Raw genomic sequence first — 22,747 nt, forward strand, 5'->3', positions numbered from 1 at the left:
AGTTAAGGTTTAAGGGTAACATAATGAATCTGTTTAAGTTTGTTAGCAGAGGTTATCGGAAAGAAAAAGCCATAGCGTAGAGGTAAAACAGCTAATAAACCGAAAGAAGAAACTTATAAAAATTATTCAACAGAGCAGGGGATTTTATACCTTATGAAACCGCTTCTAATAACTTCTTACAAATTTTTCCGCAATCTTACCGCAGGGTTTAATACCGCGGGTCTTCTCGAGATACCCAATCTCACCCAAGCAGGAAACCCCTGAAAATTCGCTGATGGTTTTAGCGGCGTATTTTTCCGCCAGTCCCTTTTTAAACGGCGCGTGATAGTTTATGATAAACCCAATCACCTTTAAGCCGTAATCACGGGCTGATTTTATAGTCAGTAATGTATGATTAATCGTGCCCAAAGACGGCCGCGTGACAACGAGCAGGGGCAGTTTCATATCACGAACCAAATCCGCCACTAGATATTTTCCTTTAAGCGGGACCATTAAGCCCCCCACTCCTTCAACCAGCATTACTCTGTGCCGCGCCTTTAGAACCTTATAAGCGGAAAATATATTAGCAAGGTTTACTTTTCGCTTGGTCAGCCCGGCAGCCAGCGACGGTGCCAGAGGCAGCTTTAAACATATTGGATTAACCAAGCTAAGCGAGTCTTTTACGCCTGTTGCTTTAACCAATAATTCCGCATCCTCAGATATCAGCCTTACTCTTTGCTCTTTGCCCTTTGCCCTTTGCTTTGCTCCTGAGGCAATTGGTTTCATTATGCCGACATCATATCCTTTTTGCTTCAGGGCCAGCGCCAGGGATGTCGTGACGACGGTTTTGCCCACTCCGGTATCCGTGCCCGTAATAAACACTGATAATGATTTATTTGACTTCGGCATGTTGTTATTATAAAGTTATGAATGAATTCTGACAAGAAAATCATCACCTTGTAACGAATATAATTTATGTTTGAAATAATCTCCAAAGGCGGATTTTTCATCTGGCCGCTCTTAGTTTGCTCGGTTATTTCACTTGCCGTGATAATCGACCGCTTTTTCGCCCTGCGCCGAGGCCGGCGCGAGTTTGCCGCGTTCGTAAAAGAATTTATTCCTACATTAGAAAAAAAAGGGATAAAGGAATCTATCGAATTCTGCAGGAAATCACGGGTTCCGCTGGCAAGAATCTACGAAAAAGGGCTGGAAGATTACCAATCCAGGATGGATAAAGAACGGACCAAACAGATAATGCAGGAAATCGCCGGGCTGGAACTGCCGTCACTGGAACGGGGCCTGAAAATACTTTCCGTAATTGCCCATATTTCCCCGCTTTTGGGATTTCTGGGGACGGTCACAGGAATGATAAACGCCTTCCAAACGATACAATCGGCAACCGCTTCCGGAGAACCGGCCGGGCCGGGTATGCTTGCGGGCGGCATCTGGGAAGCCCTGATAACCACAGCGGTCGGATTAATCGTTGCCATACCCACCTATATCGCTTTTGCCTATTTTTCCAATGTGGTCGATAAAATGACCAATGATATGGAGCGGCACAGCCGCGAAATGCTGGAAAAATTATGAGTCCAGTCAGATTCGAACAGCCCTGGATATTACTCGCTTGCCTGCCTATCCTGGCAATTCTCTTTTACTTTTCGGGTAAAGGTACGGCGAAACGGGCAAGATGGTGGATTTCTTATACTATCCGCAGTATTATCGTGATGCTCCTCGTTATAATTTTGGGCGGGGCAAACTTCACGGTGAAAAGCGGAAATCTGTGCAGGATTTATTTGGTGGATAATTCGGGAAGCATTTTCCTTAACCAGATGGAAGCGCTCGATGCCATCCAGAACGATGCCAAAAAGCTAAAGCCCGATGACCTGGCAGGATTAATAGTTTTCGGAGGAAATGCCTCGGTAGAAATTGCTCCGGTAAAGGCATCCGAATTCAAGCCCAGCATACAGCTTAATTCATCTATTAACAAAAACCAAACCGATATAGAAAAAGCCCTGCGCACGGCCACGGAAACATTCCCTGAAGGTTACCAGAAAGAAATAATGCTCTTTTCAGACGGCCTGGAAACCACCGGGTATGCAAAAGAAATTATTCCGATGCTGGTAAACAGCAGTATCAAAGTAAATGCCATGCCTATCGGAGCCATGAATATAAGCGACCTGGCAATCAATGAATTTTCCCTGCCCGCTGTGACAACGATTAACCAGCCGGTAAGCGGAAAAATAATCCTTTCGAGCACTGTCCAGGCAGAAGCATCACTCCATATTTACGAGACGGGAAAAAGCGTCAAACAGTGGAACAATCTTAAATTAAACAAGGCTAATCCGTTAACGCTCTCTTTCGAACTTCCCCCTTCGGATACGGCCGTGCAGGAATTTGAGGCAGTTTTGAAGACGGATAATTTTAATGAACTATGCACCGTGAATAATACAGCCAGGGCCATAACCGCAAGGAAAGACAAGCCATCCATATTTTATTGCGCCGGCGGCCAACCCACGGCGGAGCTTGCGCAAATCATCAAAACAAACGGTTATTTCAGGCTTGACGAAAAGAAAACATTTGACAACCTGAATTTATACGATGGAATCATTATTGATAACCTACCGCTTAATGAACTGAAAAAAGAAGAACTGGATGCGGTTAAGGATTTCGTGCACGGCGGCGGCGGGGTATTAATGATGGGAGGCAAAAAAAGTTATGCCCTAGGCGGCTATCAGGGTTCGATGCTGGAAGAAATCTCACCGGTCTGGTTCGCGCCTCCCCACAATATCGCCTTAGCAATAATTCTGGACCGTTCTGGAAGCATGGAAGAACCCATCACCGCGGACAGCAATAAGTGGTCGATCGCCCGGCAGGCCTTAAACGAAGCATTGAAACTCCTTTCCGGCAAGGACGAACTGGAAATCATTATTTTCAACGACCGCTACGAGACCATACGTGCCTTACAGAAGATGTCGGATTTATCCGATGTAAACAACCTCCTCAAGCAAATCCAGCCGAACGGCTCAACGGTAATACTTGCGCCAATCAGGCAAAAGGCATTTAGCGACCTGGCAGGCACCGGAACTGCACGCAAGCATATCATACTCATTTCTGACGGCGCCAGCACAGGAGGGGAAACCAAAGAAGATGCGTTGAAGCTGGGCGGAGAACTTGCCGGGGCGGGAATAACCATCTCAACCATTGCCACAGGAGAAAGCGTTGATGAGGATTTCCTTAAAAACGTCACCAATAAAGAAACTAACGGGCGTTTTTACCGGTTGTCCGATTTCCTGACATTATCCGATTTCCTTAAAAACGACCTCTCCTACTACCAGGGATTATATTATGAAGGCGAAACAAATATCGAAATCATTGCCGAGAAGGAATGGTTCACGGGAATTAATGACCTGCCGCAAGTGGATGGCTATAACCGGACGAGCCTCAAGGAAGACGCCGAATCAATCATAGAAACTAAGGGAAACCGCGAGCCGATACTTTCCGGACGGCATTACGGCAAAGGCAAGGTATTCGCCTTTGCATCAGCCCTTAATAAAGAATGGGCAAAAGAATGGATTGATTGGCAGAGCCTGGGAGAATTCTGGAATATTATTCTTTCCAAAATGATTCCATCAGGGGCAAACGGAAAAACCGATTTATCCATCGCCCACCTGGTTTCCGAAGATAACACATTGAAAATAAATATCCGCAATGCCCAAAACGAACACAACCTCCAATTCGATATTGAAATAGGAAAACAAGGGTTAAACATATCACGAAAACAGGCTGAACAAACTGCACCGGGCCAATATGAAGCCGCCATCCCCAACCTGGCCGAGGGCAGTTACACCTGCAACGTTTACCAAACGGCTGCCCGCAACACAGAATTAGTCAAAACGATCCCGTTTGTCATTCCGTACTCTTCCGAATGGAAAGAATTCGGACAGAACCATCCGTTACTTGCGGAGCTCGCGGAAAAAACCGCCGGCACGCTTGTAAAAGATATTTCGAACATTGAAATGCCCAAAAAACCGTCCGGGGAAACCTTTTCCGAGCACAGTCAAAATACGCTGATTTTAACGATAATCTTCATTTTAATCCTGGTCGATTTAATAATTAATTTGCCGTGGCTCACTTCCCGAGCCTGATTTCGCCCTGAAACTAAGCAAATAAGCCCCCTTCAGGTCGCCCGCTTTGCGTCCGCTTTCCGAAATAAATTTTACTAAAAAAATAATTTTTTACTTGACAAATCTATTTACATGCTGTAAACTCTAATATGTAAATTACGAAGCGTAAAATTGTAACGGTAACGAATAATGTTAAAACCGGAAAAATTATACAAGATAAGCGAAATCCTGGAATTCATGAAAGGCCAAAAAGTAAATATTTCCAGGCAGACGCTCCATAACTATACTTTGATGAATCTGGTGACGGTCGCCAAGCGGACATCTTCCGGGCACCGGCTTTATAATGAAGGCGTATTTGAAAGGCTCATGAAAATAGAAACGCTCAAGCGGCATCATCCTTTATGGGAAGTAAAAAAACTTCTTGGAAAGAAAAAACCTCCCAAGTAATTTGTTTTTAAAGAGAGGTATGAGGGGTATATGATATATCAGATTAATAACGGTTATTGCTTCGTGACAGGCGAAAGCCCGGCCATGCAAAAGCTCATTGCGGACGCAAAGAGAGCAGCCGCCTGCAATTCCAACCTGCTTATCACCGGGGAAACCGGCGTCGGCAAGGAAGTCACTGCGCGTTTCATCCATAACGAAAGCCCCAGAAGGAACGAAAGATTTGTCGTAGCGGACTGCCCTGCCCTTTCTTCCAGCCTTCTGGAAACGGAATTGTTCGGACATGAAAGAGGCGCCTTCACCGGAGCCGAATCCACCCGGATCGGCCGCTTTGAAACCGCCCATAAAGGGACACTGCTTCTCGATGAAATAAGCGAAATCGACATGAAACTGCAGGCAAAACTCTTGGGGGTGCTCGAAAGGAAAAAGCTGGAACGGGTCGGAAGCAGCGCTTCAAAAGATATCGATGTCCGGATTATTGCAACAACCAACCTGGATTTATGGGAATCAAGCAGGAACAAATCGTTCCGCCAGGACCTTTACTTCAGGCTGCATGTCCTCCATATTGAAATCCCCCCCTTAAGGGAACGGCCGGATGATATCCAGCCGCTGGTAAATTATTTTCTGACTAAACACTGTCATGAAAATAATTTGCCGATGAAATCATTGAGTGAAAAAGCCATGCAACTCCTGATGGAATACCACTGGCCGGGCAATATCCGTGAATTATCCAACATTATCGAACGGACGATTGTTGCTTGCCCGGAAAAGGCAATTGACACGGAATATATCATGCCCGCATTAAAAACAAGCGTAAAAACGGATTTGGATACAGAAACACTGGCAGGAAGCCGATTAGTTGACGTTGAACGTAAAGTAATCACGTCAACCCTAAACAGGTTTGGCGGAAACAAACGAAAGATTGCTGAGATTTTAGGCATCTCTGAACGGACACTGCGTGATAAAATCAGGCAATACGAATTGATAAATAATGAGAGGGCATAGAAAGGAGAATCTATGCAACAAACGGAAAAAATACCGCCGGAAATAAGGAAGGTATGGGTAAAATACGGCAAGACAAAGCAGCAGAAATACCGCGATATCCTGATTAAAAACTATTTGCCGATAGTCAAAAGCGTTGCGGAAAAACTCCGCATGCGGCTGCCCAATTGTGTTGACTTGGATGACCTAGTCAGCGCCGGTGTTTTCGGCCTAGCAGACGCAATCAATCTCTTTGACCTGAAACGCAATATTAAATTCGAGACTTACTGCGTTAACCGTATTCGCGGCTCCATGCTGGATGAGCTGCGCGATCTGGACTGGGTGCCCCGGCTTGTCCGGACAAAAGAACATCAACTGGATAAAGCCCAGTCAAGCATTGAAAGGCGGCTCGGACGGCAAGCAAACCCCTATGAAGTGGCCAAAGAAATGAAAGTCTCGATGAAAGCTTACCAAGACTTAAAACGCGAGGCTTCCGTAACCAGCATCCTTCTCTTTAATTATAAGAAAGACATCTCCAGCGAAAATGACCGGACAACCGAACTCTTTGACCTGATTTGCGATGATAAGGCCGACGACGCCTTCCAGCAAATGCTTCTCCAGGATCTGGCCGACCACATAAAGAACGACCTTTCCGAAAATGAAAGACTGGTTCTCCAGCTTTATTTCTACGACGACCTGACTATGAAGGAAATCGGGAAAGTGCTGGAAATTTCTGAATCGCGCGTAAGCCAGATTTTTAACAGCGTGATACACCACCTGCGCCGACGTTTCAAAAGACGCCAGCCTGAATGGCTGACATAAAAGGGTTTCTGTTCAAGGCGGGACAAAACGGAGAGGCTGGGATTTGAACCCAGGGTCCCGGCAAAAACCAGGACAACGGCTTAGCAAGCCGCCGCGATCAACCGCTCTGCCACCTCTCCACGCACATGCAATACCCTACTATCATATTTCCAGCCCGGTAAAAGTCAATATAAACCAAACTCTTTAATTCTGAAAGTTGCACATAAAACTTGATTAAATTATTCTAAGTGTTAAATTATAGGCAGTTGTTTTAAAGGAGATAACATGAACCAATTAGCCAGGCAAAGCATCATGAGCATCAAGCCTTACGTTCCAGGAAAACCTATCGAAGAAGTTGCCAGGGAATTAGGATTAACAAGCCCCATTATAAAACTGGCTTCCAATGAAAACCCGCTCGGCCCTTCCAAGCACGCCATTAAATCCCTTAAAAAACAACTTGGAAATTTAAACCTCTACCCGGATGATAATTGCTATTACCTTTCAAAAGCCCTTGCAGAGAAATTCAAGATTACTGAGAACGAACTTATCCTGGGAAACGGCTCGGTGGAAATACTTGAGCTGGTCACCCAAGCATTTGTAAATAAAGGCGATGAAATCGTCATGGCGGAAGACAGTTTTATAATGTACAAAATAGTCACGGCAATTGCTGAAGGCGTCCGGAAAGCAATTCCTTTAAAAGATTACCGGCATAACCTTGACGCAATGGCGGATGCGGTCACGGAAAAAACTAAGGCAATCTTTATCGCCAACCCAAACAACCCCACCGGAACCATGAATACGGCGGAGGAGGTCAAGCGGTTTATGGCTAAGATACCGGAAAATATCATCGTGGTCTTTGACGAAGCCTACCGCGAATACATCTTGCGGGATGATTTCCCTGATTCGCTCCAGTATTTCCGCCAAGGCAAAAACGTCATAATACTGCGGACATTCTCTAAGATTTACGGCCTGGCCGGCTTAAGGCTGGGCTACGGCATTGCCAACCAGGGAATAATAGAGGCGCTACGCAAAGTAAGGCTGCCGTTTAACGTCAATAGCCCAGCCCAGATTGCCGGGTTGGCCGCGCTGAACGACGAAAGCCACGTAAGGCGCAGCATCGAGATAAACATCCAGGGAAAAGAATTCCTTTATGATAAGTTCAAGGAAATCGGATTAAAATACATCCCTACCGAAGCTAATTTTATATATGTCCTGCCGCCTATAGACAGCGCAGTTTTTTCCCAGGAACTGATGAAAAGCGGCATTATCGTGCGCCACCTGCCCTTGCAGGATATAAACAACGGCGTGCGCATAACTATCGGAACAAAATCGCAAAACAAGAAATTAATCAAACGCATTAAAGACATTTTTAAAAAGCACGGCATAAAATAAACCGATTTACTAGGTATGGTAATAAAAAACAACGGTAACGGTTCGGTCCTTGATACGCGCGTTTTGGTCTTAAACAGGCTGTTTACGGCGATAAAGATTATCACTGTCCGGCGTGCCTTTAAAATGCTCTATAAAAACACCGCAGAGGTGGTGGCCCAGAATAACGGGTCGTTTGCAACATACGATTTTATCAGGTGGATAGACCAGCCGACCAACGGTTCGCGTGAGGACATCATACATACTCCATCCAGGAAACTGAAAGTTCCAAGAGTAATCCGCCTCTTGAGCTATGACAAACTTCCCAAGCAGGAAGTAAGATTCAGCCGTAAAAGCATTATGGCAAGAGATGAATACCGCTGCCAATACTGCGGGAAAAAGCTTGCCGCCACCAAATTGAGCATTGACCATATCATCCCCCGCTCGCGCGGAGGCAGTTCCAACTGGGATAACCTGGTCGCCTGTTGCAGTAAATGCAATACAAAAAAAGGTGGGAAAACGCCCAAGGAAGCCCGTATGAAGCTTATCCACAAACCAGCGGCGCCTACGATGACACCGCTGTTTTCAGCTCACCTGAAAGATAAAAAATACACCTTCTGGAAAGAATTCGTCACGGAAAAGACCCGGATTAGTTTTTAAACTGATTGCGTTTAAAAACCTGCTCATCGCTCGCGCTCAGTTTCCAAGCACCCCTTGCACGCTTGCGTGAAAGGACTTTACGCCCGCCCCGTGTTTTCATGCGTGCGCGAAACCCGCATTTCCTTATCCGTTTTAAATTGTGTGGCCTGTAAGTTAAACTCATATTTACTCCTCCTATTCATTATCGGTAAAAACCGTATAAAACAAGATAGTGTCACCCATCCCGCGCCTGCGTGGGGCGGGAGTTGAACCCGCAAGCCTAAAGGCATCCCGATAAAAATGGGCGGAAGAGGACTTGAACCTCCATCCCTTTCGGGACAAGATCCTAAATCTTGCGCGTCTGCCAGTTCCGCCATCCGCCCATTTTTCATCGGGACGGTCTGCCAGTTCCACCACCCACGCAGGTGCGGGACGCAATATTATTCTTTCTCTCTCCCTTTAACTCTTAAACTTTGCAACCTGTAACTTTTAAACTCCCAGTCTACCCCCGGTGTGACTCGAACACACAGCCTACGGATTAGAAATCCGTTGCTCTATCCATTTGAGCTACGGGGGCATCAATAACGAGTCATCACCCCCAGCGAAATCCCGACCTTTCGGGGTTGAGCTACGGGGGCGGGTAAAAAAATACGCCCGGCCCGATTCGAACGGGCGACCCGTTGATTAAGAATCAACTGCTCTACCAGCTGAGCTACGGGCGTATATATTATATCAAATCCTCGTCTCTTGACGTCACGTCGTGGGGCTGAGCTACCCCGCTCCACTTCATTTCGGGGGCACCCCGAATAACCCCGCTCCTTCGTCTCGGGACACCCGATTATCGGGAAGTCCCCGTAGGTGGTCGGGAGCCCTCGTATGGGGGCGGGCGCATATCCCTATTTAACGATACAAAACTATCATACCAAACGCAAACAATCAAGAAAAATTCACCTATTGCGAATCCGCGGTGCGAATTTGAATCCTCCTGAAAAGAAGCCTCACATGACCAAAGGGAATAAGGAATAAAGATACGGATAAGAGCTTAATAAACGCCATGGCTTTCCAGATTCTACAGGCCTTATTATACAGTTAAAAAATTACGGCAATCATCAATTACTATTGCTACACTTGACATGCCCGGAAATATTGCTATACTTAAATACCATGAAAAAGGCGTGCTTTTTAGCCCTGATAAGCATCTTTACAGTGATTTTCTATTCAGGGACCGCGATGACTGAAGATTCGGTCAACTCTTCGGAGAAAACTACCGGAACGAAGGAGCAAACCACAACGCCTAACACACCGGGAATAGAACAAATATACCGGCTTATCCCACAGCTGGGTGACGCTGATTGGGAAATACGCGAGGAAGCACAGAATAAACTGAGGACTTTTGGCAAAGCGTTGATTGAACAATACCGCCTGGATAAGCTTAAGGATGCGGACGGCAAATCAACGGCCCAGTCCAAAAAAGCCGCGGAAGATTTTGCCCATGCTTTATCCGAGGCGCTGGCGGACAAGGATGTTGAAATCAGGATGCGCGCCAATTACCTGCGCGGTTATTTTTACCGCTATACCCGCCCAAAAATCATGTACCAAGCCGGTGGCGAATTGCGCCTTTTATTCCCGGATGGCGGCAACGAAGAAAGCCTCCTCAAGGATGGTTTTAATAACGGCCGCCCTTGCTGGAGCCCGGACGGCTCCCGAATCGCCTTCGAATCCAACCGCAAAGGAAATTGGGATATCTACACCGTGGATATAGACGGCAATAACCTGAAACAACTGACCGATAACAATGCCGACGACCGTTTCCCTGCCTGGAGCCCGGACGGAAAGCAGATTGCCTTCGACTCGACGCGCGACGGTAATACTGAAATATACATCATGGATACGGATGGCAAAAACCAGAAACGCCTGACCGAAAACCAGGTGGAAGACGGCTGGGCTTCCTGGAGCCCGGACGGCAAGCAAATCGCCTTTGAATCCGGCACGGCAAACAACCGTGATATTTACGCCATAAGCGCGGACGGTAAGAACCTTAAGCAACTAACCGAAAATTCCCGATACGACGGCGACCCTGCCTGGAGCCCGGACGGAAAAAAAATAGCCTTTAACCTGAATATGGACGGGCAGAATAATTGGGAAATTCACATCATGGACGCCGAAGATGGGAAAAACCAGCAACGCCTGACCGAAAACCAGGTGTTAAACGGCTGGGCTTCCTGGAGCCCGGACGGCAAACAGATTGCTTTCGTATCCAACCGGAACGGCATGATAAACGAAATATACATCATGGACGCGGACGGCGCCAACCAGAAAAAGGTTTCCGCGGGCGCCGGCGAATCGCCGGAATGGTGCCCGGCGGCTTTCCCCGAACTTTCCAAATTATTCACCCAACTGGAAAGCAAAAAGAATAAATAGGTTCCTTCATAATAAGAAGCCCTCTTATCAAGCAAGGAATACTCAGGTGTTTTTCGGAACCTTTTTATTATTGCCCTTATTATGAGCGAAATATTCTCGCACCAGTTTTTCCAGGTACTGTTCCCTTTTAAAATAAAGCTTCTTCAAAGGGCGTTTCTTGCGTTTAGCCAATGCGTAATGCGTGATTATCGGCAAGGCAACGGTCGAATCCATATAACAAACCACGGCATCCGGCAGGCGATTGGGGTCCACTTTCCCCCAGCTTACCGCTTCATGCGGGGTTGCGCCGGAAAGGCCTCCTGTATCAGGGCGGGCATCGGTTATCTGGAAGAAATAATCCTGCCCCACTTCCTTGATGCGCAAAACCTCCTGTATCTGCGGTTCGGTCTGGAGCATGAAGTTTTTCGGGCTTCCGCCACCGACTAAAAATACGGCTGATTTCCCACCGGAACGCTTGGCCGCCAGGACGATTGAGGTCGTTTCGTTTACGTCTATTGACGGGTTAATCCTGAGTTTATTGCCTTCCAGTTCCACCCCGGCGATATTCATACCGATGGTCGAATCACCAGGAGAGCTCGTAAACACAGGAACTCCGTAACGGTAAGCCGCCGCCAATACGGAAACATCCTTTAACTTGTTTTTCCTTTCCCATTCAGCCATATATTTCCCGAAGATATAATAAAATTCAGCGGTGCCCATTTCTTTCTGGAATTCCGGCTGGCGGATAATAGAACGGAGCGCTTCATCGGTTGCCATTAGGCAATCTGTGTAGCCCAGGAATATATCGTAAATCCTGACGACATCATTTTTCCTTAAATCCGTATCATCCACATCGGGTGAACCGACAAATAACGGATAATTAAGCGCAAAATGCATATCATGGTACATGTTAGCGCCTGTCGCGACTATCCAATCGACAAATCCGGCTTTAATCAAAGGGACAACTGCACTACAACCCAATCCTGCCGGTGTTAAAGCTCCTGCCAGGGTCATACCCACAGTGACATCAGGTTCAAGCATCCGCTCGGTAAAAAGACGGCAGCCTTCCTGCAAACGCGCTGAATTATAAGCCAGGAATGTTTCGGAAATCAAGGATTCGAGCGTCTCCTTGCCGGTGATGCCTTTGGGCATTATTTTATGCCCTGAAAGATACCTGTGTTTATTAGGGCAGGTTTTCTTTTTCATCCAATCCGGTATTTCGGATAAATTTTCTTTTAACATCTGAGTTCGTTTCATCAAAATCTCCTTATAATATATTCAAGCCTAATTTATCGCGACCACACGCGGTAAAGGTAAATTATTAAAATTAGTTCCGGTGGCAATGCTATACGCGCCGATATTTTCCACGTAAAGCAAATCCCCCACTTCCAGCTCGGGCAGTTCTTCCGTGAAGGATATGACGTCAAAGCCGTCGCAGGTAGGTCCGGCCAGGGTGGAAATCTGCGTATTGCCGTTACGGAAAACCTTATACTGGTATTTGCAATGGTCGTAAACAATTCCGGAAAGCGTGCCATACAAGCCGTCATCCAAGTAATACCAATGCTTATTGGCGCGGATGGATTTCCCAATGACGCTCATAACCAGTGTGCAAGCCGGGCCGACCAGGGCGCGGCCGGGCTCGGCGATGATTTTAACACCCGGCTCGAAAAGCCGGTTAATTTCCTTGTTAATCGTCGGCGCCATTTTAGTAAAATGGTCTTCCTCCCCGTTAAAATGGGTTATGGGGAATCCGCCGCCGATATCAAGCATGTCCAACGGCAATTGCTTTAGCTTCGCGTCGCGCATGATGATGGAAGCCACCTCAAGCGCCTCTATGTAATTTTCGTCTTTCAAGCATTGCGAACCGACGTGGAAGCTGACCCCCACGGGAACCAATCCCAAACGATGTGCCTTTATCAATAAAGGAATGGCATCCGCGGGCTCGGCGCCGAATTTGACGGAAAGCTCGACGATTGAGCCGACATTGGAAACTTTTATGCGGACCATAACGCGCGACTTCGGGGCGTATTTCGCGATTTTATCCAGCTCATATTCCGAATCGAACGTCATCAGGTTTATTCCTTTTTCCCTGGCAAATTTAAGGGTCGGCAAACGCTTGACCGTATTCGCAAAAAGCATCCTCTGTGAATTGACACCGAGTTTTAAAAGTTTTTCCATCTCTCCTTTGGAGGCGACATCAAAATTGCAGCCTTCTTCCTTAAAAACCTTGAGAATCTCGGTATCGGGATTTGCTTTAACGGCGTAAAAAGGCTGGACGCGCGGCAATAATTTCCTGAACTTGCGGACATTCTGCCGCAATTTGGACCGGTCGATAATAAAATACGGCGTGCCGTATTGCCTGGCCAAGCGGTTTAAAGCTTTCTTAGCCTGCCCGTTGGCAAGGCTTATCTTTCTGTTTTTCATTTGCATCTAATCCTCTAATAATTTAAGGGGTCACCGGCAGCGGCCCTGCCGGAAAACCTCTTTGAATTTATAAAGGGAAATTATAACAAAAGAAGTTATATTATCAAGTAAATTAACGCCATTCAACATTATAATAAATCAAGCGTCCCGACCGAAGCGTCTGGAGAATTCCGGCTCCACAACAATTATATAATCAACCGTCCCTTTCGTATGCCAGCCCCGCTCCACTCTGTTTCGGGGACACCCCCTACGGGGACGACCAGATATATCGTAGTGTAGGGTCAGCCGAATAAATAGGGAGTCCTATTCGTAGAATGGGGCAGACCATCCCGGTGCGAAACGACAGGCGCGGGCAGGCTTTTCAAAAAAATCGGCAATGAGGAAATTGTCTTTGCCCAAAAATTCGAATTCATCGAGAATCTGCGCCGCATGCTCGGCACCGAAGAAAAGCTGGAAATAATCTGCCGGCATAAGGAAGACCAAGCCATCTGTCCCATCCTTAACAACAAACAGCCCAAACCGGCGAATGGAAGCATAAAAATACAGTTATCGTATTGTCAACAGAGAAGGTTTAGTGTATAACAAGGTGGAGTGAGGACCGTAGGGGTGGATTATGGGATGCAGGGGTAATAGGTATGGGATACACGGGTGAGTGGTATGGCATCCGTGGGTGAGTGGTATGTAATATATGGGTAAGTAGCGTGATATCCTGGGGTAGGCAGTATAGGATCCACGGGGGTGAGGGGGTATATCCAGGGGGTAGGAGGGGGTACCCCACGGGGGGCAGGGGTGGCAGGCGGATATATATAGGAGGGGATTCTCTTCCCTGTTTTCTTAGCCGATCAGGAGCTTGCGCTTGACCTAGTATTGCTTATCCAGCCGTTCTATCCGCTTATAGAGGGTTTGGATTTCAATCCCCAATTTCATGGATGTAAGTTCATTAGTTCGTGGAATTCCGGGGGAATTCCGTGGACGCCTCGCCTCCGCTGGCCTGTATCCTATCATATTAACATGTTATGTTATCTTTTGACAGATGTTAAGATGATTATTAACAGAAAGGCAACTTAACCGATATGCTGGGCATCTAAATATAAAAACTATACCTAAAAGGAAAATGGGGTGAGTGACGGGATTCGAACCCGCAGCCCTCAGAGCCACAGTCTGATGCTCTAACCAAGTTGAGCTACACCCACCGTGTTACAATAACCAATGACTCCCGACATTCGCCCCTAAAGGGAGGCCATAGCACTCGGGACTCTCCCGATTGGGTCGGGACTCCACTTCGTTTCGCGCTACGCTATCCATCATCCACTACGCGCTACTCCGGGAGGCTCCACTCTGTTCCGCACCGGGATATCTGCCCCATTCAACTTAATGGGACTCCCTATTTATTCGGCTGACCCTACACTACGATATATCTGGTCGTCCCCGTAGGGGGTGTCCCCGAATCCCGCAAAGCGGGAGGAGCGGGGCTGATTACGCAATGACCAATCGATCAAGAAATAATATGGTCGTTAGTAGAATTCAACAAAATTTAGGCGGGTTTGTCAAATTTAATGCTTGTTATCCGCTAAAATGCTTTTAAGAGACTCGAATATCTGCGAATCAATTATGTTATGCTTTACCTCGGATTCCAGTATGCGCAACACCTGGTCCGGAGGTAATTTACGACGATAAGGCCTGTCCTCATTTAAGGCGGTAAATCTATCGGCAACAGCGATAATACGCGCGCCTTGCGGTATTTCATCCGCCTTAAGCCCAAAAGGATATCCCCTGCCATCCAACCCCTCATGATGATACGAAGCCCATTGGGCAATCGTATTCAACCCGTTTATATTATTCAAAATATGATAAGTATAATAAGCGTGCTTTTTAATAATCGCATATTCGTAGGAGCTCAATTTTGACGGCTTTTCCAGGATTTCATCCGGTACGGCTAATTTACCCAAATCATGCAATAAGGCGGCGGCTTTGAGCTGTTTCAAATCAATCTCCGACCAGCCCATTTTAGCGCCTAACTTCACCGCCAATTCCGTGCCCCCACAGCAGTGGGTTTTTGTATACCGGCTCTTTTGGTCAATTAGGTAAGCAAAAAGCGCGGCAATTTCAATTACCTCATCAAGAGTAAGCAACCGGTCATCAAGCGGAGAAATTTTTTGGAGGATATTGCTGGTAAACTCCGTTGAAAGGTCCAGCCAGAATACTTCGTGACGGGCAATTTTATGGAAGACATCAACCAAATCAGAATTGAACCACATTCCGCTGAATTTATTAACCTGACTCGTTATTCTATCCGTCTGTTCCAAAATATATTTATCCTCGGCGATTAAAACCTCCACCCTATCCGCCAGGTGCAATATCTGGCTTAAAACCGGGATTTTGTCTTTGATTAAACCGGATTGATTGGGACCAAGCCAATGGTCATGATGATAATTGATGATATTAATGAAGTTATCGAATAATTTAAATGCCCCCAATATTTTAATGCCTGATTCGATATGCGTGCGGGAATTGGCATAATCAAAGTTCATTATATCCATTTTATCCTTGCTTGAAACGACCCCGAAATCATGCAACAAGCCTGCATAAAAAAGGTTCAGCTTATCAGAATCGCTAATGCCCATTACACCTGCCATTTTAAGGCTAATCATAGTAACACGCTGGGAATGGCGGCTGATGCGCAAGGTCAAAAGGTCCAAGGCCTTTGAAATCCCGTAAACCAGTTCCTTGAAATAAATTTTTTGCGTCTCATCCATATTCTTATATTTTCAAATGAAGTACCCTGCGGCAAGCTACAGGGAATTTTCAAGTTAAATACCCCCGCCCCGACTCGAACGGGGAACCTTCTGGTTCGAAGCCAGTCACTCTATCCAATTGAGCTACGGGGGCATCTCTAAGATTCCAGAATACCAGAGCATTTGTAAAGTGTCAAATATTAAATTATCTTGTTGCTATAAACCAGAGTTGTATAATACGCGTTATGGTAAAAATTATTTCGATTGTAGGAAAAAGCAATTCGGGCAAAACAACCTTACTGGAAAAGCTTATCAAAAATTTATCCGGGAAGGGATACCGCATCGGGACAATCAAGCATAATACGCGCGGGTTTGAAATTGATTATCCGGGAAAAGATTCCTACCGCCATTTTCATGCAGGCAGCTGTGCGACACTTATTATTTCACCGCGAAAACTGGCCTTTATAAAGAGGTTAGATAAACCGGCTAAACTTGACGCTATTACCGAAAACTTCTTTAAGGGCTTTGACCTGATTATTACGGAAGGATTCAAAAGGGAAAACAAACCAAAGATAGAACTCGTCCGCGCGGCTGTCGCCAAGAAACCGCTTTGCAAACCACGGGGCCACAACCTTATTGCACTCGTAACCGACCTCAAAATCGACGGGTACCCACAACCGCAATTCAAGCCAAACCAAATCTCAAAAACGGCAGATTTTATCGAAAGGAGATTCTTATGGCAGAAGAAAGGAAAATAGAGCTGGTCAGGGTAAAAATCGACGGCAAACCGCTGCCGATAAAAGGATTCGTCCAGGATTTTTTAGGGTCGGGCATTTTAGGGATGCTCGCCAGCCTTAAAGGAGTAGACAATCCAAAAGAAATCCAGATAGAAATAAAAGTGAACCTATGAAAGGCCCCATTGCCGCGATTATCTTAACCGGAGGGAAAAACCAAACAACCGGAAAAGATAATACGTTTCTCCCAATAGGCAATAAAACCGTTTTGGATATACTTCTTGGCAAACTTAATCCTTTATTCCCGGAAATTATCATTTCCGCTAAGAATCCGGCAAGATACCTGGATATAAAAGGCGTCCGGGTAGTCGCGGATATGATGCCAGCAGGAAACGACCTGTCCGGAATTTATTCCGCCCTTCGATACACCTTGAACCCATATGCATTTGTAATCTCATGCGACACCCCGCTTGTAGAACCCGGATTAATCAAGTATTTATTAAAATACCGCAAAGGATTCGACGTGGTTATTCCAGAAAGTGAAAACGGATTTGAACCCTTTTGCGCAGTCTATTCCAAAAAGTGCGTTAAAGCAATGGAAGAAATAATCCGTAAAGATAATTGCAAGATTATCGATTTTTTGCCGCTGGTAAAAGTAAAAACCATCAAGCAACCTGAAATAAAAAAAATCGGGAACGACAATTTCTTAACCCTCAGCTCTGGAAGTGATTATCAACAAATCCAAAACAAACTCAAAACCAACTAATGCGAATCTCTCATTGCATGCGACTTTATCCATTGCTGCTTTTTTATTGAGTTTGCGGTTCGGTTTTGTTAAATTAAAACCATGAAAGCCCCCAGATACCTGATAAGTTTCAACGCATCTAAATTACCGTCTGTTTATACGGACGTTTTGGTTGTAGGCAGCGGCATTGCCGGATTGCGCGCGGCGATTGAAGCAAGCAAATACGGACAGGCTCTGATTATCACAAAAGGCATTCTTTCTGAAAGCAATACGTTTTACGCCCAGGGCGGCATTGCTTCTCATATTAACAACCAGCATTTAGTATACTCCCATATTAATGATACCATAAAAAACGGGCAAGGGTTAAACGACCCGAAAATGGTGCGTAAAATCATCACTAACGGCATTATAAATATCAAGGAAATGATTGAATGGGGCATCAAGTTTGACAGGCATGGGGGAAAATACCACCTTGCACACGAAGGAGGCCATCAATACCCGCGCATCCTGCACGCGGGGGGCGACCACACCGGAGAGGAAGTTGTAAAATCTCTGATAAATAAAATCAACAAAATAGATAACATAGCTTATAAAGAACAGGTTTTCACAATCGACATTTTAACGGATGCACATAACACATGCTGCGGGGTATTGGCATACCAATCCGGCAACAATAACTTTATTATCATCCAGGCGCGTAAAACCATCATGGCAACCGGAGGTCTCGGACAACTATACAGGGAAACTACCAATCCCGAAGTTGCAACCGGCGATGGGATAGCCATGGCTTACCGCGCCGGGGCGGTATTACAGGATATGGAATTTGTCCAATTCCATCCTACCGCCTTATATATTGCGGGGGCAGCCCGAGCATTAATTTCCGAAGCGGTTCGTGGAGCCGGCGGCATCCTTGTAGATAAACACAAAAAAAGGTTTATGACTAATTACCATCCCCAAGCGGAACTTGCACCCAGGGATGTGGTGTCGCGCAGCATTATCAATCAAATGCGCTTGAGTAACGACACGAGTGTTTATCTTGACGTAACCCATCTTGGAGAAAAGAAAATAAAGAAACAATTCCCGGGACTTTATCAATTATGCAAAAAATTCCGAATTGATATCACACACGATTTGATTCCGGTCCGCCCCAGTGCGCACTATATGCTCGGAGGAATAAGAACAAAACCGGACGGTTCAACAAACATTAATAATTTTTTCGCGGCAGGCGAATGCGCCTCCTGTAATTTCCACGGGGCTAACCGATTAGGAAGCAATTCTTTGCTTGAAAGCCTTGTCATGGGGACGGTTTGCGGTAAAACGGCAGGTAAAAAAATATCGAACAAGCCATTCGGACTGCTTAAGATAAAACATAAAACCGCCTATTCTGAAACTGATTCTCTCGATATGGAAGATATCAGAAACGCCCTAAAAAGCCTTATGACAAGAGCGGTCGGGGTGGAAAGGGAAGAAAAACTATTAACCGACTCTTTATCCAAAATAGATTTCTGGGAAAGTTACGTCCTCAACAAGGAATTCAGGGAAGTCCCCGCATGGGAACTGCAAAATATGCTCATCCTAGCGCGGTTAATCGCACAATCGGCATTGAAACGGACAGAATCGCGCGGAACGCATTACCGGACCGATTTTCCCTCACAAAATAACAAGCAGTGGAAAAAACATATTATCGTTCAAGGCTAAAAAGCAGTAAACATGAAAATAGGCATTTTAGGCGGGACATTTAACCCGATTCATAACGGACATCTGATAATCGCCAGAGAGGCGCGGAAACGTTTTAAACTGGATAAAATTATTTTTATGCCATGTCATACCCCCTATCACAAAAAAAACAATGCGCTGGCATCACCCAAACACCGGTTGACCATGGTTAAAAAAGCTGCCAGAGGAACACTTTATTTCAAAACATCAGATATCGAAATTAAACGGGGCGGCTTAACATATTCCATTGACACTTTAAAGCATTTAACCAAACTCTATAAACCGGGGACAAAATTCTATTTTATCATCGGAAGCGATTCATTAATAGAATTGCCATTGTGGAAAGGAATAAAAGAGCTGGCCAAACTTTGTAATTTTATCGCAGTTGAACGGCCCGGCGTTATCATGAAAAGAAAACTGCCTTCTTATTTAACGCCACGTATTTTTCATATAAAAAAACCATTATCGGATATTTCCTCCAGCGAAATAAGGAAACGCATAAGAGAAAAACAATCTATAAAATATCTTGTATCAAAACCAGTGGAGAAGTATATTATAAACAACAATTTATATAAATAAAGGAGGGATTATCATGAATATCATACAAGTAGCTTCGGAAGCCGTTCCTTTCGCCAAAACCGGGGGACTGGCGGATGTCGCCGGGGCATTACCTATTCACCTGGAGCAACTAAAACATAAAATATCACTTTTCGTTCCCTTTTACAGGCAAATCAAAGAATCCAAACTGAAATTGACGCCAACCAACATCGGAATTGAAGTAAAAATAGGAGACAAAACATCCAAAGCCAAAATCTGGACGGCCCTTATCCCGGAAAGCAAGGCAACGGCTTATTTTATCCAGAATGACGAGTATTATAACAGGGACAACCTCTACAGCACATCAAAGGGAGATTACCCGGATAATTCAGAACGGTTCATTTTCTTTTCCCGCGCAGTATTAGAAACCATCAAAGCATTGAATATAAACGCTGATATAATTCATTGCCATGATTGGCAAACTGCATTGATACCGGTTTATCTTAAAACTATTTACAATTCCGACCCGCTTTTCAAAAACATAAAAACAGTATTCACCATCCACAACCTGGCTTACCAGGGATTATTCTGGCACTGGGATATGAAACTAACCGGGTTTGACTGGTCCCTTTTCAACTGGAAACAGCTTGAATTCTGGGGAAAATTGAATTTCCTTAAAGGAGGTCTCGTTTTTTCTGATATCTTAACCACGGTCAGCCCAAAATATTCCCACGAAATCCAAACCACGGAATTCGGTGCGGGGTTGGACGGAGTCTTAAGAGAACGCCAGGCTAACCTTTACGGAATTATTAACGGAGTTGAATACACCGACTGGAACCCGGAAAGTGATAAGCTTATTCCGGCAAACTATAATGCCACCGGTATGGAAGGAAAATATACTTGCCGCAAATCGCTGCAGGAATCCCAAAACCTGCCGGCATCGAACGCACCGATTATCGGAATGGTCACCAGGCTTGCCGGGCAAAAAGGGCTTGATATCCTCGTGGAAATATTTGATGAACTGATGAAAGAAGACGTCCAATTCGTGCTCCTAGGCACGGGCGAGGAAAAATACCACAAGGCGATGACCGATATCCAAAAAAAATACAAGAAGAAAACAGGAATTAACCTCAAATTCGATAATTCGTTAGCGCATTTAATTACAGCCGGAGCTGACATGTTCCTGATGCCATCGCGTTACGAACCATGCGGATTGAACCAGCTTTATTCGCTTAAATACGGAACACCGCCTATCGTCCGTGAAACAGGCGGCCTGGCAGATACCATCACCAATTACGACGGCAGCAATTTAAAAACAGCCACCGGATTTTCATTCCGCGAACACACAGGACAAGCCTTGTTCAAAACCATAAAGAACGCCCTATCTACATTCCAGAACAAAAAAGTATGGAAGCAAATAGTCAAGAACGGAATGAAACAAGACTGGTCATGGAAAAGAAGCGCAGGGGAATACAACAAACTCTATCTCAAACTGAAAGGATAATTTAATGAACGAACCAACCGTGGTCTTGGAAACTAAAATACCGGAATTAAAACTGTTCGGGCGGGGCAAAGTGCGCGATATTTACGAACTACCGCCCCACCTTCTGGTTGTGACCACGGACCGGATATCCGCCTTTGATGTCATACTGTCCGATGGAATACCCCTTAAAGGCAACGTATTAACGGCTATCTCCGCCTTTTGGTTTAATTTGCTGAGAGACATCACTCCCTCGCATTTCATCACTGATAATTTTAATGAAATAAAGAAACTAAAACCCGAACTCGCCGCGCATGAAACCGTCTTAAAAGGAAGGAGCATGCTGGTAAAAAAGTGCGAAATCTTCCCGGTCGAATGCGTAGTCAGGGGATACATGGCCGGTTCCGGCTGGAAAGAATACCAGAAAAGCGGAACAGTCTGCGGGATAAAGCTGAAAGACGGGATTAAGGAAAGCGATAAGCTGGACGAACCGATATTTACCCCTTCCACCAAAGCCACTTCCGGACATGATGAAAACATCAACTACGAAAGAATGAGCCAGATTATCGGCGAGAAACACTCTAAAATCTTAATGGAACGAAGCCTACAAGTCTACCAAACCGCCCATAAATACGCCCTTGAAAAGGGAATTATCATAAGCGATACGAAATTTGAATGGGGAAAATCAGGCAATGATATAATACTGGCTGATGAAGTCCTAACGCCCGATTCTTCACGATTCTGGCCGAAAGATAAATACCAGGCAGGCAAAGGCCAACCATCTTTTGATAAACAATTTGTCAGGGACTATCTGGAGGTTATTAAATGGGATAAAAATCCACCGCCACCTAAGTTACCCGAGGCAATCATAAAGAAAACCACGGAAAAATACCTGGAAGCATACGAAAGATTAACCGGGAATCCATTAATAATAAATTGATTGACAAAACAACCCGATACTATATAATAAATATCAATAATTTATAAGGAGCAAAACATGAAAAAGATAACCTTGTGGGTAATTGTCCTCGGACTTATAATGGGATTGGCCGCCTGTAATAAAAGCGAAATAGAAGCATTAACCAAGAAAAACGGCAACCTCGAAAAGCAGGTAAAAACCTTAAAAGGCGAAAAAGAAAAACTGGACAAGGAGGTCGGTAAAATCACATCACTCAATGATAAAATCGCTCAACTGGAAAAGGAAAATGGCGATTTAAAATCTGAAAACACCACTTTAAAAGAAAATTCGGCCAAACTGGAAATGGAATTCAATGCTCTACGCGATGAAAGCAATGGGATAATGCAAATGGCTCAGCAGCTTGTTGCCATCAAAAAACAGCTGGAAGCAGAAAATGCGGCGTTAAAAGAAAAACTATCTTCAAACCCATCATCAACACCATCTGAGACAAAACCACCGGAAACCGCACCAGATAACAAAGAAGCAAAGCCGCCGGTTAAGCCGGGCATGGGGAATATGCCTGAATCGGTCAAGCAATGGATGATGAAACAGAAAGAACGTTCACAGCAAGGACTGCCTCCGGAAGAGCCCCCGGAAGAAGTCAAAAAATGGATGGACGAAAACATGCCCAAAAAGCCACAATAACAGGATGTGAAAATAAAAACTATTGATAGTTGCCTTA

General features: G+C 45.3%; 22 protein-coding genes and 6 tRNA genes. 16 read left to right on the forward strand and 12 right to left on the reverse strand.

Features of this window, described 5'->3' with window-relative positions; all coding sequences use genetic code 11:
* Nucleotides 1-165 precede the first annotated feature (165 nt).
* Nucleotides 166-888 (reverse strand): dethiobiotin synthase, encoded by a 723-nt coding sequence (gene bioD, locus HY811_04705; protein ID MBI4834106.1) that lies wholly within the window; start codon nt 886-888, stop codon nt 166-168.
* A gap of 66 nt (nt 889-954) precedes the next feature.
* Between bioD and HY811_04710 the strand changes: the two genes are divergently transcribed.
* From HY811_04710 to HY811_04730, 5 genes are all read left to right on the forward strand, one after another.
* Nucleotides 955-1,566, forward strand: coding sequence for a MotA/TolQ/ExbB proton channel family protein (locus HY811_04710; protein ID MBI4834107.1), 612 nt, complete (start codon nt 955-957; stop codon nt 1,564-1,566).
* Nucleotides 1,563-4,124 (forward strand): VWA domain-containing protein, encoded by a 2,562-nt coding sequence (locus tag HY811_04715; GenBank protein ID MBI4834108.1) that lies wholly within the window; start codon nt 1,563-1,565, stop codon nt 4,122-4,124. Before HY811_04710 ends, HY811_04715 begins: the two co-directional genes overlap by 4 nt.
* 168 nt (nt 4,125-4,292) lie before the next feature.
* The gene (locus HY811_04720; GenBank protein ID MBI4834109.1) at nt 4,293-4,550 is read left to right on the forward strand and encodes a hypothetical protein; all 258 of its coding nucleotides are present in this window, start codon (nt 4,293-4,295) and stop codon (nt 4,548-4,550) included.
* 30 nt (nt 4,551-4,580) lie between these two features.
* A complete protein-coding gene (locus tag HY811_04725; GenBank protein MBI4834110.1) occupies nt 4,581-5,552 on the forward strand; it encodes a sigma-54-dependent Fis family transcriptional regulator in 972 nt (323 codons plus the stop codon).
* A 12-nt stretch (nt 5,553-5,564) separates the two neighbouring features.
* Nucleotides 5,565-6,350 (forward strand): FliA/WhiG family RNA polymerase sigma factor, encoded by a 786-nt coding sequence (locus tag HY811_04730; GenBank protein ID MBI4834111.1) that lies wholly within the window; start codon nt 5,565-5,567, stop codon nt 6,348-6,350.
* A 28-nt stretch (nt 6,351-6,378) separates the two neighbouring features.
* On the opposite strand, the gene HY811_04735 is transcribed toward HY811_04730, so the two are convergent.
* Nucleotides 6,379-6,469: transfer RNA gene (locus HY811_04735), tRNA-Ser, on the reverse strand.
* 145 nt (nt 6,470-6,614) lie between these two features.
* Between HY811_04735 and HY811_04740 the strand changes: the two genes are divergently transcribed.
* Both HY811_04740 and HY811_04745 read left to right on the forward strand, forming a co-directional pair.
* Entirely contained in the window at nt 6,615-7,721 is a 1,107-nt protein-coding gene (locus tag HY811_04740; protein ID MBI4834112.1) for a histidinol-phosphate transaminase, read from the forward strand.
* Nucleotides 7,722-7,736: 15 nt separating this feature from the next.
* Nucleotides 7,737-8,357, forward strand: coding sequence for an HNH endonuclease (locus HY811_04745; protein ID MBI4834113.1), 621 nt, complete (start codon nt 7,737-7,739; stop codon nt 8,355-8,357).
* On the opposite strand, the gene rpmH is transcribed toward HY811_04745, so the two are convergent.
* The 4 genes from rpmH to HY811_04765 all read right to left on the reverse strand — a co-directional run bounded on the left by rpmH (nt 8,347) and on the right by HY811_04765 (nt 9,058).
* Complete coding sequence (gene rpmH / locus HY811_04750) at nt 8,347-8,520, reverse strand: 50S ribosomal protein L34 (protein ID MBI4834114.1); 174 nt, start codon at nt 8,518-8,520, stop codon at nt 8,347-8,349. The genes HY811_04745 and rpmH overlap by 11 nt on opposite strands.
* A gap of 117 nt (nt 8,521-8,637) precedes the next feature.
* Nucleotides 8,638-8,719: transfer RNA gene (locus tag HY811_04755), tRNA-Leu, on the reverse strand.
* A 120-nt stretch (nt 8,720-8,839) separates the two neighbouring features.
* Nucleotides 8,840-8,913, reverse strand: a tRNA-Arg gene (locus tag HY811_04760).
* A 72-nt stretch (nt 8,914-8,985) separates the two neighbouring features.
* Nucleotides 8,986-9,058 (reverse strand) — tRNA-Lys (locus tag HY811_04765).
* A gap of 442 nt (nt 9,059-9,500) precedes the next feature.
* Here HY811_04765 and HY811_04770 point away from each other — a divergent pair.
* On the forward strand, nt 9,501-10,757 hold the full coding sequence (locus tag HY811_04770; protein ID MBI4834115.1) for a PD40 domain-containing protein: 1,257 nt from the start codon (nt 9,501-9,503) through the stop codon (nt 10,755-10,757).
* A 42-nt stretch (nt 10,758-10,799) separates the two neighbouring features.
* Here the strand turns inward: HY811_04770 and HY811_04775 are convergent, their stop codons facing one another.
* The 6 genes from HY811_04775 to HY811_04800 all read right to left on the reverse strand — a co-directional run bounded on the left by HY811_04775 (nt 10,800) and on the right by HY811_04800 (nt 16,049).
* Nucleotides 10,800-11,942, reverse strand: coding sequence for a deoxyhypusine synthase (locus tag HY811_04775; protein MBI4834116.1), 1,143 nt, complete (start codon nt 11,940-11,942; stop codon nt 10,800-10,802).
* A 78-nt stretch (nt 11,943-12,020) separates the two neighbouring features.
* Complete coding sequence (locus HY811_04780) at nt 12,021-13,160, reverse strand: type III PLP-dependent enzyme (GenBank protein ID MBI4834117.1); 1,140 nt, start codon at nt 13,158-13,160, stop codon at nt 12,021-12,023.
* A gap of 303 nt (nt 13,161-13,463) precedes the next feature.
* Nucleotides 13,464-13,631 carry a hypothetical protein gene (locus HY811_04785; protein MBI4834118.1) on the reverse strand — a complete coding sequence of 56 codons (168 nt, stop codon included), beginning with the start codon at nt 13,629-13,631 and terminating at the stop codon, nt 13,464-13,466.
* Nucleotides 13,632-14,275: 644 nt separating this feature from the next.
* Nucleotides 14,276-14,353 (reverse strand) — tRNA-His (locus tag HY811_04790).
* A gap of 360 nt (nt 14,354-14,713) precedes the next feature.
* On the reverse strand, nt 14,714-15,916 hold the full coding sequence (locus HY811_04795; GenBank protein ID MBI4834119.1) for an HD domain-containing protein: 1,203 nt from the start codon (nt 15,914-15,916) through the stop codon (nt 14,714-14,716).
* A gap of 59 nt (nt 15,917-15,975) precedes the next feature.
* A tRNA-Arg gene (locus tag HY811_04800) sits at nt 15,976-16,049 on the reverse strand.
* Between the two features lie 91 nt (nt 16,050-16,140).
* Here HY811_04800 and mobB point away from each other — a divergent pair.
* The 8 genes from mobB to HY811_04840 all read left to right on the forward strand — a co-directional run bounded on the left by mobB (nt 16,141) and on the right by HY811_04840 (nt 22,710).
* Entirely contained in the window at nt 16,141-16,653 is a 513-nt protein-coding gene (gene mobB / locus HY811_04805) for a molybdopterin-guanine dinucleotide biosynthesis protein B (GenBank protein MBI4834120.1), read from the forward strand.
* Nucleotides 16,632-16,805, forward strand: coding sequence for a hypothetical protein (locus HY811_04810; protein MBI4834121.1), 174 nt, complete (start codon nt 16,632-16,634; stop codon nt 16,803-16,805). Before mobB ends, HY811_04810 begins: the two co-directional genes overlap by 22 nt.
* A complete protein-coding gene (locus HY811_04815; GenBank protein ID MBI4834122.1) occupies nt 16,802-17,395 on the forward strand; it encodes a molybdenum cofactor guanylyltransferase in 594 nt (197 codons plus the stop codon). Before HY811_04810 ends, HY811_04815 begins: the two co-directional genes overlap by 4 nt.
* Before the next feature lie 72 nt (nt 17,396-17,467).
* The gene (nadB, locus tag HY811_04820; GenBank protein MBI4834123.1) at nt 17,468-19,072 is read left to right on the forward strand and encodes an L-aspartate oxidase; all 1,605 of its coding nucleotides are present in this window, start codon (nt 17,468-17,470) and stop codon (nt 19,070-19,072) included.
* Between the two features lie 12 nt (nt 19,073-19,084).
* Nucleotides 19,085-19,669 carry a nicotinate-nucleotide adenylyltransferase gene (locus HY811_04825; protein ID MBI4834124.1) on the forward strand — a complete coding sequence of 195 codons (585 nt, stop codon included), beginning with the start codon at nt 19,085-19,087 and terminating at the stop codon, nt 19,667-19,669.
* Between the two features lie 13 nt (nt 19,670-19,682).
* Entirely contained in the window at nt 19,683-21,131 is a 1,449-nt protein-coding gene (glgA, locus tag HY811_04830; GenBank protein ID MBI4834125.1) for a glycogen synthase GlgA, read from the forward strand.
* 4 nt (nt 21,132-21,135) lie between these two features.
* Entirely contained in the window at nt 21,136-22,047 is a 912-nt protein-coding gene (locus tag HY811_04835; protein MBI4834126.1) for a phosphoribosylaminoimidazolesuccinocarboxamide synthase, read from the forward strand.
* Between the two features lie 57 nt (nt 22,048-22,104).
* Complete coding sequence (locus HY811_04840; protein MBI4834127.1) at nt 22,105-22,710, forward strand: hypothetical protein; 606 nt, start codon at nt 22,105-22,107, stop codon at nt 22,708-22,710.
* Nucleotides 22,711-22,747: the final 37 nt, after the last annotated feature.

It is taken from the genome of Planctomycetota bacterium (assembly GCA_016207825.1).
Taxonomy (GTDB): domain Bacteria; phylum Planctomycetota; class MHYJ01; order JACQXL01; family JACQZI01; genus JACQZI01.